Origin of the sequence: Corynebacterium sp. HMSC065D07, assembly GCF_001810695.1 — a bacterium.
Taxonomy (GTDB): Bacteria; Actinomycetota; Actinomycetes; order Mycobacteriales; family Mycobacteriaceae; genus Corynebacterium; species Corynebacterium hesseae.
In genome coordinates, this window is sequence record NZ_KV802432.1 from 1 (window position 1) to 13695 (window position 13695).

Genomic DNA, 13695 nt, shown 5'->3' on the forward strand with positions numbered 1-13695 from the left:
CACCCCGCTACGCACCCCGAAACCGGAAGAGCCATTTTGATGACCTGGCATTGAGCTGTGACGGTGGCTGCCGAAGCAGACGGTACTGCAACCGAAACGGCCCCTAGAGCAACAAGCGCAGCTGCTGCAGCTCGGCCCCCTTTTTGTAAAAGAACTATTCAAGTGATGCATCCACCACTTGAAACCGCCACATGAAACAAGGTTGGTTTTGGCAACTCGGGCAGTTGTGGCTCGGAGGGTTCTATGTCTTGAGAGGAATAGACGTGGGCTAGTCGGTGCCGTGCAACAGGCGCGGCACCACCTTGCCCGTGGCATTGCGCGGCAGCTTGTCCAGGAAGTGGACATCGCGCGGCACGGAGTGGTCGGCGAGGTTCTCGCGGACCCAGGCGCGGATGGCGTCGGCAGTCACGGCGTTGCCGAGGGCGTCCCGCGTAGTCACCGCCCACACGGCGATGCGCTGGAAGGTGGTCTCATCCTCCACGCCGCCGGCATGCACCTCCGCGATGCCCGGCATGGTCTCGAGCACCTCCGTCACCGACTGCGGGTGCACGTTCTCGCCGCCGACGATGATCATGTCATCCGCGCGGCCCACCACATGCAGGTAGCCCTCGGGGTCGATATAACCCAAGTCCCCGATGGAGATGAGGCCATCAACCTTGTTGAGCGGAATCTTCGGGTTGGTATAGCCAATCAGTGCGGTGGAGTTGGTCAGATAAATCTCGCCGACCTCGCCGCGCGGGACCTCGTGTCCCTCCTCATCGAGGATGCGCAGCTTTGTGCCGGAGGCAATCTTGCCGCCGATGGTGGGATCCTTGGCCACCTCTTCCATGCTGGCCGTCGATGCCAGCGCTAGCTCCGTGGAGCCATAGACATTGCAGAGAATCGGGCCGAAGCGCTCGTGGGTTTCCTTGACGATCTCCGGGGTGAGCGCATGCCCGGCGGAGGCAATGAACTTCAAGCTCGAGGTATCAAAGGCCGAGTCCGGGTCAACCTCAACCATCTGGCGGAAGAAGACGGGGGAGGAAAGCAGACCATCGAGCTGGTAGCGCTGGATATCATAGAGTGCGGCCGCCGGGTCAAAGACGCGGCGAGTGACGATGGTATTGCGCAGGCCCAACGCGATGTTGAGGCAGGCCCAGCCCCACGTGTGGAAGATGGAGGCGGTCATCTGCACCTTCTGGTCCCCGCGCCACGGCACCGCATCCACGATGGAGGCAACCACCACCGGCAGCGTCGGCTCTGGACGCATAATTCCCTTGGGGATGCCCGTGGTGCCGGAGGACATCAGCACGATATGCCCGTGCTTGGGCCAAGTGGGAAGCTTGTGCTTCTCGACGTCCCGCGGATTCTCCACGATCTTGCGCAGCGTTGCCGCTTGCGCCAGCTCGGTAGGGATCTCTTTACCGGACTCGTGGCCAATCACCACGTGCAGGCCAGCAATGGTGCTAGAGCTGTCGAGGCGGTCGATGAATTCATCATCGATAACGAGCACGTTGATGCGGTTTTCCTCGATGCACCCGGCGAGCTGCTCGGGGGAGGAACCGACGTTGAGCAAAATGATGTGTGCCCCCGCATAACCCTTGGCGGCCAGCGGGGTGATGATGCCGCGGCCATTGCGGGCCATCACGCCGAGGCGAATCTCCTCCAGCCCCAATGACAGCAGCCAGCGCGCGAAGGTCTGGGATTCTTCGCGCAGCTGGCGGTAGGTGAGGGCCCCGTCGTCGTCGATAAGCGCCAAGCGTTCCGGGCAGGTCATGTATGCCTGCTCTACTTCGCGGGCGGTGGTGAAGCGGTAACGCGCGAGGACCGGCGCGGTCAGGGCCACCGCCCGTGGCCCGCCGGCGGGGCTAATGAGGCCGGCGCGGAAGAGCGAAGGGATAAAGCGCGCGAGGGCAGCGGCGTGGAAGGTTACATCAGAAAGCTTCATAAGGTTCTCATCGAGGGGAGGGGAGAAGAGGTTACGGAGACGGCGGACTCGCCACAATTAAAACTACAAACTGTTAAAGGTGTTGCTATTGTTACATAAGCTTAGACCGTCAACGTAGTCTATTATGGTTTCGGTCTAGAACATACTCTTTCGGAAGGACATTAGTCACGTGAAGTCTACTCAGCGCATCGCTGCTCTCTGCGCCTCCCTCCTCGTGGCGGTAGGCCTGTCCCAAGCTCCGCAGGCAGTTGCCGGCGAGCGAAACCTCGTCGCTTTTGGTGATTCCGTGCTGGCGGATCCGCAACTTGATACCTACCTTGCCTCGCGGGTGGGCTCTTCTCAGCGCAATCCGAGCCTGAACTGCCCGTCTGGCAATAACTACGCCAAGCGCACCGCTGCCAAGCTGGGTATGCCGGTGGCGGATTTCTCCTGCTCTGGTGCTGTGTCCATGTCCCAGGGGCCGCAGGTGAACGCGCAGATCGACGATGCTATTCGCCGCGGCGCGCTCAGCGGGGATACGCAGCGCGTGCTCTTCTCTAGCGGTTTCAACGACACGTACAACAACGCCGGGCTTTCCGACGGTGACCTGCGCGCCCGCTGGGTCGGTGCCAACGCGCCGCTGATTCACAAGATCCGCGCGGCAGCCCCCAATGCACGCATCCAGATTGTGGGTTACCCGACCATCGGCTCGGGCGACCGCTACTGCCTTATCCACTTTGGTCCGAAGCCGGCCGACGCCACGGCCCTGCCGATGGTGCAGCGCTATGAAAACGTCGCGCAGTGGATGCAGGTGGACCTGGCGCGCGCTACTGGAACCGAGTTCGTGGACATGAAGCCAATGACCTGGGATCGCGGTATGTGTGCCGACGCCGACAAGCGCCTATGGGCGGGTCTGGTGGACTTCTCCGCGGGGCCGGGCAACCTGCCGCTGCACATTAATGCTCGCGGTCACGAGTTTGTGGCCAACCACCTCGCTAGCTTCTAGAGGGATTTGAATCTTGTTGGGCCCGGGCGACGCCGCCCGGGCCTTTCGCGTACCCTCGCGGACATGGCTGTTAATGAAAACGTAAATGAAAATAACTCCCAGCAAGGTCCGGAGGTTGTCCGCGGCGTGATTGCGCGCGCGAAGGGCGAGCCCGTCGAGACCGTCAACATCGTCGTGCCCGCCCCGGGCGAGCACGATGTCGTGGTCAAGATTCAGGCCTGCGGTGTCTGCCACACCGACCTGGCTTACCGCGATGGCGATATTGAGGATGCCTTCCCCTTCCTGCTCGGGCACGAGGCTGCGGGCGTCGTCGAGCGCGTGGGCGATGCTGTCACCCACGTCGAGGTCGGGGACTTCGTGGTCCTGAACTGGCGCGCGGTGTGCGGCGAGTGCCGCGCTTGCAAGAAGGGCGAGCCGAAGTACTGCTTCAACACCCACAACGCCTCCGCGAAGATGACGCTCGCGGACGGGGATAAGGATGCCGGCACTGAGCTCAGCCCGGCGCTCGGCATCGGCTCCTTCGCCGAGAAGACCCTGGTCCACGAAGGCCAGTGCACAAAGGTCAACCCGGAGGCGGATCCGGCCGCCGCGGGCCTGCTGGGCTGTGGCGTGATGGCCGGTTTGGGCGCTGCGGTGAATACCGCAGACGTCAAGCGCGGCGAGTCCGTCGCGGTCTTCGGCTGCGGTGGCGTGGGCATGGCGGCCATCGCCGGCGCGGCGTTGGCTGGTGCCTCCAAGGTCATCGCCGTGGACCTGGACCCGGACAAGCTGGAGCTGGCTAAGAAGTTCGGCGCTACCCACACGGTTGCGGCGAAGGACAAGTCCGAAGAAGAGGTCATCGAGGCCGTCCGCGAGCTCACCGAGGGCTTCGGCACCGACGTGGCCATTGACGCCGTGGGCATTCCCGTTACCACCCGCCAGGCCTTCTACTCCCGCGACCTGGCCGGCCGCATGGTCATGGTGGGCGTGCCGAACCTCACCAGCCGCTTCGACGTCCCGGCCATTGACTTCTTCGGCCGCGGCGGTTCACTCAAGTCCTCCTGGTATGGCGATTGCCTGCCGGAGCGTGACTTCCCCATGTACGTCGACCTCTCCTTGCAGGGCCGCTTCCCGCTCAAGGACTTCGTGACCGAGCGCATTGGTCTCGACGACGTGGAAGAGGCCTTCGCTACCATGAAGGCCGGCAAGGTACTTCGATCCGTAGTGGAGCTGTAAATGATCATTGAACAGTTTGTAACTTCAGGAAAGTTCCGCCTCGACGGCGGCGAGTGGGACGTGGACAATAACGTCTATATCCTGGCCGCAGGTAGCGCGACTAGCGACGCCGAGTGCTACATCATCGATCCTTCCCACGACGCGGAGCGCGTCATCGAAGAGGTGGGCCAGCGCACGGTCAAGGGAGTTATTCTCACCCACGCGCACAACGACCACTGCGAGCTCGCTCCCCAGGTGGCTGAGCACTTCGATGTGTCCATCTACTTGCACCCGGATGACCGCCCCCTGTGGGAGGAAACGCACGAGGACGCGACCTTCGTTCCGCTGGAGGATAACCAGCTCTTTACCGTGGGCGATAGCGACTTCGTGGTCTTCCACACGCCGGGTCACTCGCCGGGATGCGTGGTGCTCTACATTGCGGACGAGGCCACGCTTCTGTCGGGCGATACTCTCTTCAACGGCGGACCCGGCGCCACCGGCCGCAAGTACTCCGACTTCGACGTTATCATCGAGTCCCTGCGCAATCGCGTGTTGAACCTCCCGCCGGAGACCCGCGTCCTGCCGGGCCACGGCGATGAGACCACTATTGGTGCTGAGGCGGCGCGCATCGATGAGTACGTCGCGCGCGGTTACTAACTCTTAAACCTTGGCGTAGAGCTTAGCTCTAGGCCGGCGTGCGGGCGGCCTTTACTCCTGCCACCACCGTGGCGGCGAGTGAAAGTCCGAACCAGACCCACGCATCCGCCACGCCCGCGCTGAAGGCGCGGGCTTTTTCTTGCACCGCGAACTGCGCATCCGTGCTTAAGACTGCGGGTAGTGTTGCACTGCCGTAGCTCAAGATAAACAGCACGCCGATGAGCACGAAGAATGCGCCCGATACGAGGGAGAGGGTATTAGTGCGCACGGGGCCCAGAGTGACTTCGCGTCCGCGAAGCCACGACCACGAACCCACATCGAGGCGCTCCCACAGCGCGGCCAGCACAAAGAGCGGTGCGGCCATGCCCGCGGCATAGGCCACCATGATGAGCCCGCCGTAGAGCGCGCTTCCCGACGCAGCGGCCGTGGTGAGGACAGCGCCCAGGAGCGGGCCCGCGCAAAAGCCGGCGAAGCCATAAACCGCGCCGAGCAGAAACACCTTGCCCCGTGCTTTGCCGGACAGGGCATCCATGCCGGGGATGCGGAAACCACCACCTAGGGCGGTAAAGATTCCCAGCGCAATGATGATCCAGCCTGCCACCGTGATGACTTGGCTACGATACTGCGCCAGCACCGCGGCCAAGCCCATGCCGATGGGCACGAGCGTGGTACACAGACCCAAAAAGAAGACCAAAGTCTTGAACAGCAGCTGGCGCTGCGAATCGAAGGCATAGGCAAAGAAGGCTGGCACCAACAGCGCTGAACAGGGGCTGATCAAGGTCAGCACGCCGGCGATGACGGCGCCGAAGATTCCGATGCTCACAGGCTCACCCCCACTGCATAACCGCCCAATAAGGCGGTCACAATAACCAGCGCGATGAAGACCCACACGATCAGCGGTGGTTTAGGCATTGGCCACCTTTCCCAGCTGCTCTTGGATGATCTGTTCAAAAGCCTCGGGCGGCTGCGCACCACCGACGAACTGATCTCCGACCACGAATGCCGGGGTGCCCGTAATGCCGATCTGGGAGGCATAGCTGGTGGCCGTTTCAACGACCTCAGTGTAGGTATCATCCGTGGCCTGCTGGCGGAACTTATCCAGGTCCGCAACGCCCGCCTTCTTGGCAAACTTCATGAAGTCCTCGATGCCGAATTCCGGGTGGCCACTGATGTCCTTGCTGGCGGCATAGAGCTCGTGCTTGAACTCCTGGAACTTACCCTGTGCCGCGGCCGCGCGCCCAGCCTTGGCGGCCTCGATGGCGGCGGGGCCGTTCACAGGGTAGTCATTCCACTCGATGCGCACCAGGCCCTTTTCCACGTACTTCTTAAGGATATCCGGTTCGGTGACATTAGCGTGGCGGGAGCAGAACGGGCACTCGAAATCGGAGAACTCCGAAATCACCACGGGTGCATCCACCGCACCCACGGCGAAAGGATCGTTCTCCTTCTTGCGGTGTACCACCGTGATATCCCCAGACATGGTGTCACCGCCGGGCCCGAACATCATCGGGTCACCCTTCCCATCGGAGAACTTCGTGCCGGGCGTGGCCTTGGCGGCATCCTTCGCTAGGTCTTCGGCTGTCGCCGTGCTCGTTGCGGTCTCCTGCGCTGCGGGAGTGCTTTCATCGCTGGAGGAAGTGCGCTCCGCCAGCAGGAAGCCAATGATGACGGCCAAAATAACAACGATCACCAACAGTCCCCATGCCACGGGGCTGATGGTGGATAGCGCTGATTTCTTCGAATCACTGGTGGGGCGAGAGGATGAACTAGGCATGCGATTACCTTAACGCGTTTAGGCCCGTTTGGGTGAGGCGGCTCCTGATACAGGGCGGGGATGCTTAAGGACGTCCTGACACAAGGAGGGGAGGCTTAAGCACGTACGGATCGATCAAATAAGGCCTCAGAACCCGTTGGTTTTCGGACCTTATTTGATCGATATGTACCTCGGCCTCAGCCCTCTTGGGCAGCGGCGAGAAGATAACGGCCATAGCCGGACTTCAGGAGGGGCTCTGCCAGCTCCGTGAGCGCCGCGGCATCGATGAAGCCTTCCGCAAAGGCTGCGACCTCCGGCGAACCAATGACGGTGCCGGTACGCTTCTGCATCACCTCGACGTAGGCCGAAGCCTCACTCATGGAGTCCACCGTGCCGGTATCTAGCCAGACATCACCGCGCTGCATGCGCTTGACGCGCAGCCGCCCGCGGCGCAGGTACTCCTCGTTGACGGCGGTTATCTCGAGCTCCCCGCGCGCGCTGGGCGTGATGGACTTGGCAATCTCCACCACGGAATTGTCATAGAAGTACAAGCCGACCACAGCGTGGTTGGACTTGGGCACGGCGGGCTTTTCCTCGATGGACAGGGCTTGACCGGAGTCATCAAAGTCCACAACGCCATAGCGCTGCGGATCGGAGACCTCGTAGGCAAAGATGATGCCGCCGTCTGGGCGGTGGCATTCGTTCAGCGCGGTGGAGAAGCCGTGGCCGTCAAAGATGTTGTCACCCAGGACAAGGGCAACATCATCCTCGGCGATGAAGTCTTCGGCGATGAGGAAGGCCTGGGCCAAGCCTTCGGGGCGCGGTTGCACCGCATAGTGCAGCATGAGGCCTAGCTGGGAGCCGTCGCCAAGCAGGCGTTGGAAGGCGGCCTGGTCTTCTGGGGTGGTGATGATGAGGATCTCGCGTATGCCGGCCTGGATCAGGGTGGTCAGGGGATAGTAGACCATCGGCTTGTCATAGATGGGCATGAGCTGCTTCGAGATGCCCTTGGTGATGGGGTAGAGGCGGGTCCCAGAACCGCCTGCGAGAATGATGCCCTTCATGGGCTTTAAGCTTAACGGAGGGGTCTCGCGCCGGGGTGCGGCGGCGCGGGCTGGCGAACATAACACTTAACTTCCCACTTAACATAACACGTGGGAAGTTAAGTGTTATGTTGAGTGTTATGCTCTATTTGCGCAGCCTGTAGCGCTGCTTAGGGCTGCGTCCGGGTTCAGTCTTTTCGGCGATGTTATCGCGGATGAGCTCATTCAGTGCTTTCTGGACCGCTGTCCGGCTGAGCTTTGTAGCCTCAACTAATTCGGTTGTCGATACGGACGGGCTGCCGTGGAGCAGGTGTTCCACATGGTCACGTGCGGTGCCATAGCGTTCCTGGGTGGCTACCCTGCGGCGGTGGAAGATGATGGTGAAGCTGTCGAGCCGGTTGATAATTTCCGGTTTGGGCATGAGTGCGTCAGCTAAGGCCTGATGGATGGTGGCGATGCCCGTGCCGCGGTTCTCTGCGGCGACGCCGCCTTCCGGTAGGGGAATGTCCTCTAGGAACGTGGCAAGGCGTTGATTGCGGGTAGAGCTGACACCAGCTTCTCCAAGATTTCGGAGCGTAACCCCGCCATATAGGCCTCCCGGATTGGTGATTTCCAAGCGATCGACGAACATGTTGATTTGCACCTGACTGCCGCGAGCAGTCGGGGAGTAGTCACGGTGCATGAGCGCATTGACTAGTGCTTCACGAACAGCGACCAGTGGATAATCCGGAAGTGCGGTCCGGGACTTGTCGCCGATAAAGCCAGCGGTGCGCATGTTCTTCTTTACGATGTCGATGCCTTCGCTCACCAGCTCCGGAATCGTACCGTGAAGCGTGGCGCTGTCGAGAAGGCGGACACCCGTGGTGACATCACCTTTCGATGTTCCGGGAAAGAGCGCGAAGGTAACCGTTAATCGGGGGAAGAACTCCTGCGGGTAGTCTCCCATGACAAGAAGTGAGGCCAGCGTGGGGTGGCCGTCCTTGAGAATTCGCAGGCGTTTGAGGGCTGTGTCCTGTCCATTCGCAAAGGTCTTGGGGCGGCGCTCTTTCTGCACTTGGAGGAAGCCGTCAAGAGCGGCACCCTCGATGTCCTCCAGCGTGGCATCTGGGATGGCATCTTCATCCCAGGTCGGTTGCGTGTGCTCTTCAACGAGTCGATTTACTTCGTACTGGGACAGGCGCGTATCACCATCGCCGGTGCGAATATAGCTCCCTTTGTGCAGCCCCCTTTCGGCCACATAGCAGGGCTTATCGCGCGCGGGAAGCTCGTCGATCTCTGCGACGAGTATGTTGCTGCTTTCAAATTCGATGATGTCGATTTGCGGGCGGACCGGCGGGATGAGCTGTTGGCAGCGAGTCTCCAATTGGTCTTGGGCGGTGGAGGCAGAGAACTTCTTAACTGGGGTGAAGCCGTCCTGCTCTGAAAGGCCGATGATGAGCGTCCCGCCGTCCCCATTTGCAAACGCGCTGAGTGTGGAGAGCACTTCCTTGCTGACGGATGATTTTACCTCTACGGATTGCTTATCGCTGCCGATAACTCGCAGCTGTGCAATTAACTCATCAAGCTCAGAAGGGGTCATGAGCAGGCCTTTCTCTCTACATACCGCTCAACATAACACATAACATAACACGTGGGAAGTTAAGTGTTATGTTGAGTGTTATGCTGGGTAAAGCCCCAGGTAGAGTGCCAAAGCGGCCCGCCAATTCATAGGTTTAAAGCCGGTGGCTTCAATCTTGGACAGGTCGAAGGTGGACTCCTTCGGGCGGGGAGCTTCGGGCCCGGCAATCTCGCGGTATTGCTCGGTGCTCACCGGCGTGACATCCGCGGGGTCCTTGCCCACGCCGGTGAAGACAGCCATGGCAATCTCATCGCGGCCCACGGCATCACCGGAGTTGGAGATGTTGTACACGCCGTACTCAGCTTTAGTCTTGAGCAGGTGGATGATGCCCTTGGCCAGGTCCTCGGCAAAGGTGGGGCGCCCGCGCTGATCATGGATGACGGAGGGCTTGACCCCCTTATCCGCCAGCGAGCGCATCGTGGACATGAAGTTGGCGCCATCGCCAAAGACCCACGAGGTGCGGATGACATAGTGGTGCGGGGCGGTCTGCGCGGCGGTATCGCCCGCGGCTTTCGACGCCCCGTAGGCCGACAGCGGGGAAGGCATCTCCTGCTCGGAGTGGACCTCGTTAGAACCGTCGAAGATGTAGTCGCTGGACACGTGCACCAAGGTCAGGTTATTCTCCGCCGCAATGCGCGCGAGCTTCGCCGGTGCGGAAGCGTTGACCGCCCAGGCCGCGGCGCGATCGTCCTCCGCGCCGTTGACATCGTTGTACGCCGCGCAGTTGATGATGGCGGAGTACTGCTTCCACGGGCGGGCAGGCGGGTTGGTGATATCGAAATCCTCGTGCCCGCAGAACTCCACAGCACCCAAGCCAGCAGAAGGCAGGAACTTCTTTAATGCGCGGCCCAGCTGCCCGTTGGCGCCGGTGACCAGGATGCGGCGAGGGGGCATGGGGGAGACGTCGGCAAGCGCGGGGTGCCCCTTGTCCTTGTCGGAGATCTCCGTCGGCTCCAGCGGCCAGTCCACCATGTCCAGGTTGACGCAGGTGTATTCCGCATCCGGGGACCAGTGGTCATTGACCAGGTAGGAGTAGGCGCAGGCCTCCAGTGCCTGGAAACCGTTGGCCACGCCGCGCGGCACGAAGACCGCCACGTCCTCGCGCAGCTCGTGGGTCACCAGCTGCCCGAAGGTGGCAGAGCCCTCGCGCAGATCGCACCACGCGCCGAAGGCCCGGCCGGAGGCCACGGAGACCAGCTTGTCCCAGGGCTCCGCGTGCAGCCCGCGTGTGACACCCTTCTCCGCATTGAAGGAAACGTTGTTTTGCACCGGTTGGAAGTCTGGCAAGCCGGCCGCCACCATTTTCTCGCGCTGCCAGTTCTCCTTGAACCAGCCGCGGTTATCCCCGTGGACGTCGAGCTGAACAATGAGCAGGCCCTCGATGGCCGTTGACTGCACCTTCATGGCTATTTATTGTCCTTGCTTCGCGTAGTTGGCTTCGACTTCTTCCTTGCCCGCGCGCCACCACTCCTCGTGGGCGCGGTACCACTCAATGGTGGCGGCCAGGCCCTCCCGCAGATCCGTGTAGCGCGGGGCCCAGCCCAGCTCGCGGCGCAGCTTGCTGGCATCCATGGCGTAGCGCTGGTCATGGCCCGGGCGGTCCGCCACGTGCTCAAAGCGCGCCCGGCCATTATCCGTCGCCCCCATGAGCTCACAAATCATCTCGATGACCTGGCGGTTATTCGTATCCTCCTGGTCGGCGCCGATGTTATAGGTCTCCCCAAGGCGCCCGCGGTCCAGGATGGCGAGCACCGCCTCGTTGTGGTCATCCACGTGAATCCAATCCCGCACCTGCTCGCCGGTGCCATAAAGCTTGGCGGGCTGGCCTAGAAGCAGGTTGGTGATCTGCCGCGGAATGAACTTCTCAATGTGCTGGTAGGGGCCGTAATTATTGGAGCAATTCGAAATGGTTGCCCGCAGCCCAAAACTGCGCACCCACGCGCGCACCAGGTGATCCGAACCGGCCTTCGAGGCCGAATAGGGCGAAGACGGGTTATAGGGAGTTTCCTCCGTGAAGTAGGTATCGGCGCCGATCTCTAGGTCCCCGAAGACCTCATCGGTGGAGACATGATGGAGGCGCACATCGTGGCGGCGGCAGGCCTCCAGCAGCACGTAGGTGCCCATGATGTTGGTGTGGAGGAAGGGCGAAGGATCCCGCAGGGAGTTGTCATTGTGGGATTCCGCCGCGAAGTGCACCACGGTATCGGCCTGGGCCACGAGCTTGTCGACGACCCCCTCATCCGCCACGTCCCCCACCACGAGCTCGGCGTCCACGCCGTCGAGGTTGGCGCGGTTGCCCGCGTAGGTGAGCTTATCCAGGACGGTGATCTCCACCTCAGGGCGCTGCTGGGCCACGAGCCGCACGAAGTTTGCACCAATAAAGCCGGCGCCGCCGGTAACAAGCAGTCTGCGCATGGTCTCCCAGTTTAGAGCATGGCAGCGCAGTATTAAGCCGGGAACTGAGGCAGCGCCTCGTGGTTGAGCCATTCATCCAGAAGTGCGTCCACGGCAGAGGGATCAACAGCCACCGCACGCAGACGGCTGATCAGGTCGTCCGGGGTCACAGTGGAATGCTGCGCGGCGGAGAGGTACTCACGGACTGTGAGGAAGAAGAGCTCATCGCCCAACAGACGGCGCAGCGCGTGGACGGTCAGAGCGCCGCGCTTGTAGACGCGGTCATCAAACATATCGCGCGTACCAGGATCACTGAGCACGATGTCCTGCTTCTTGCGGGCCAGCACCTGATAGTGCGAGCGTGCCGATTCATGTGCTGGGCGGCCGTGCGCGTGCTCAAACCACAGCCACTCGCAGTAGCAGGCGAAACCTTCGTTGAGCCAGATATCCTTCCACTCCGAAAGGCCCACGGAGTTGCCGAACCACTGGTGGGAGAGCTCGTGCGCGATGAGCCGTTCGAAGACGTGATCGCCCTTGACGTGGTTGGAGCCGAAGATGGACAAGCCCTGGGCTTCGAGGGGGATTTCCAGCTCATCATCGGTGATGACTACTTGGTAGTCGGCGAAGGGGTAGTGGCCAAAGAGCGCAGAGTAGAAATCCACCATCTCCTGCTGCTGGGCAAATTCTTCGAGTACTACCTGCTTGAGGCGGGCCGGTGCCCACGCACGGACGTTGGGGCCGAGGGGAATGTCGATGTATTCGCCGACCTGGACCGTGGCCAGATAGGTGGCCATAGGGTGCTTGACGCGGTAGTGCCAGCGCGTCATGGATCCGCCCGCGCGGCGGCGGGAGACCAGCTTGCCGTTGGAGATGACAACGAAAGGATCGTCGGCGGTGATACGAATATCGTAGGTGGCCTTCGCGGACGGGGTGTCATCACAGGGGAACCAGCTGGGCGCGCCGTTGGGCTGGCTGGCCACTAGCGAGCCTGACTCTGTTTCTTCCCACCCGATGTCACCCCACGGCGTGCGCAGCGGGCGGGGTGCTCCGCCATACCGAATGCAAAGCTCAAACTCTTGGCCTTCGGCGATCATGTCGGCGAAGTTTAGGCGCAGCTTTCCGCCGGACAGGCGGAATTTGGCCACGCGCGGCGCGTGCTTCGCCGTGATGCGGCGAGCCACCATAGCGCCGCCGAGGTCGAGGGTGAGCTTGTCTAAGTCCTCCAGCGCACGAATATGGAGCACGGCTTCACCCTGGAGCAGGTTGGGCTCCACGCGGTAGGTCAGATCCAAGTCATAGTGGGTGACCTCGAAGCCGAGGTTGAAATCCACCCCCGTGTAGCTATCTCGAGTGAGTGCGGCGCGGTCGCGAGCGGCTGAGATATGCGAAAGGGCGGTGGAAAGCAGCTTCATAATGCCGCTATCCTACCGCCCTTGTCCGGCTTGTCCGAAGCCAGGGGAGCGCGCACGGTGTGACGTGCGCGGCTTGCTGTTTAGGAGTTGAAGGCTTCCTCAAAGGTAGGCCAGGACTTCACCAAGTCCTCGCGCCAGCCCGGCCAGGAGTGCGTACCCACATTGCGGAAGTTGTAGTTTGCGGGGATGTTCTGCTGATCCAGCTTTGCCTTGAGCATGTGGGTGCAGTGGTTCACGGCCGCCTCGATGACGCCGCCTTCTACCTGCAGCTGCGCTGAGCCCAGATAAGCAGCCGCCGGGTTGTATCCCTTGTTGATGTAATAAGACGGCGTATCCTGCTCACCCGCGAAGCCCGATGCCGAGGAGATGTACAGCTTGGTGCCACGCAGCTTCTCGGAGTTCATCAGGGCGTCGTTGTAGCGGTTGTAGGCAGAGCCCATCGGGCCCCACATCTGCTCCGGCTGGCCGCCACCGCGGTTGACGGTGAGGCGCAGGAACTCATACTCGGTGGGGTAGGCGGTTGCGGCACAGCCGGCGAAGGAACCGACCGCGTCATAGAAGCCCTGATTGTGCTGGGCAAGCAGCAGCGAGGACGTCGCAGACATGGACATGCCGGCGATGGCGCGCTTATTGCTTGCGTTCAGACGCTCCTCCAGTGGGCCAGGAAGCTCCTTGGTCAGGAAGGTCTCCCACTTCTGCGGGCCCTTGAGGT

Annotated in this window: 12 protein-coding genes; 3 read left to right on the forward strand and 9 right to left on the reverse strand. The window is 61.7% G+C overall.

What is annotated here, in order from left to right:
• Positions 1 to 268: 268 nt before the first annotated feature.
• A complete protein-coding gene (locus HMPREF2760_RS03175) occupies positions 269 to 1927 on the reverse strand; it encodes an acyl-CoA synthetase (protein WP_070596608.1) in 1659 nt (552 codons plus the stop codon).
• A gap of 169 nt (positions 1928 to 2096) precedes the next feature.
• Here HMPREF2760_RS03175 and HMPREF2760_RS03180 point away from each other — a divergent pair, with 169 nt between their 5' ends.
• From HMPREF2760_RS03180 to HMPREF2760_RS03190, 3 genes are all read left to right on the forward strand, one after another.
• Entirely contained in the window at positions 2097 to 2912 is an 816-nt protein-coding gene (locus tag HMPREF2760_RS03180; protein ID WP_070521261.1) for a GDSL-type esterase/lipase family protein, read from the forward strand.
• 63 nt (positions 2913 to 2975) lie between these two features.
• Complete coding sequence (locus HMPREF2760_RS03185; RefSeq protein ID WP_070596609.1) at positions 2976 to 4127, forward strand: S-(hydroxymethyl)mycothiol dehydrogenase; 1152 nt, start codon at positions 2976 to 2978, stop codon at positions 4125 to 4127.
• Positions 4128 to 4763, forward strand: a complete 636-nt coding sequence (locus HMPREF2760_RS03190) for an MBL fold metallo-hydrolase (protein ID WP_070521255.1) — start codon at positions 4128 to 4130, stop codon at positions 4761 to 4763. It abuts the gene before it with no gap.
• 28 nt (positions 4764 to 4791) lie between these two features.
• Here the strand turns inward: HMPREF2760_RS03190 and HMPREF2760_RS03195 are convergent, their stop codons facing one another.
• The 8 genes from HMPREF2760_RS03195 to HMPREF2760_RS03230 form a co-directional block, all read right to left on the reverse strand.
• The gene (locus HMPREF2760_RS03195; protein WP_070521252.1) at positions 4792 to 5586 is read right to left on the reverse strand and encodes a cytochrome c biogenesis CcdA family protein; all 795 of its coding nucleotides are present in this window, start codon (positions 5584 to 5586) and stop codon (positions 4792 to 4794) included.
• An 81-nt stretch (positions 5587 to 5667) separates the two neighbouring features.
• Positions 5668 to 6537: a DsbA family protein gene (locus HMPREF2760_RS03200; RefSeq protein WP_246823609.1), complete on the reverse strand. Its 870-nt coding sequence runs from the start codon at positions 6535 to 6537 to the stop codon at positions 5668 to 5670.
• A gap of 176 nt (positions 6538 to 6713) precedes the next feature.
• Positions 6714 to 7580, reverse strand: coding sequence for a glucose-1-phosphate thymidylyltransferase RfbA (rfbA, locus tag HMPREF2760_RS03205; RefSeq protein ID WP_070596610.1), 867 nt, complete (start codon positions 7578 to 7580; stop codon positions 6714 to 6716).
• A gap of 124 nt (positions 7581 to 7704) precedes the next feature.
• Positions 7705 to 9138, reverse strand: a complete 1434-nt coding sequence (locus tag HMPREF2760_RS03210) for an ATP-binding protein (protein WP_070596611.1) — start codon at positions 9136 to 9138, stop codon at positions 7705 to 7707.
• Positions 9139 to 9216: 78 nt separating this feature from the next.
• Positions 9217 to 10581, reverse strand: coding sequence for a sugar nucleotide-binding protein (locus tag HMPREF2760_RS03215; protein WP_070596612.1), 1365 nt, complete (start codon positions 10579 to 10581; stop codon positions 9217 to 9219).
• Between the two features lie 6 nt (positions 10582 to 10587).
• Entirely contained in the window at positions 10588 to 11592 is a 1005-nt protein-coding gene (rfbB, locus tag HMPREF2760_RS03220; protein ID WP_070563582.1) for a dTDP-glucose 4,6-dehydratase, read from the reverse strand.
• A 32-nt stretch (positions 11593 to 11624) separates the two neighbouring features.
• The gene (locus tag HMPREF2760_RS03225; protein WP_070563585.1) at positions 11625 to 12983 is read right to left on the reverse strand and encodes a M1 family metallopeptidase; all 1359 of its coding nucleotides are present in this window, start codon (positions 12981 to 12983) and stop codon (positions 11625 to 11627) included.
• A gap of 80 nt (positions 12984 to 13063) precedes the next feature.
• On the reverse strand, positions 13064 to 13695 hold a 632-nt coding region (locus HMPREF2760_RS03230), incomplete at its 5' end, for an alpha/beta hydrolase (protein WP_148138839.1).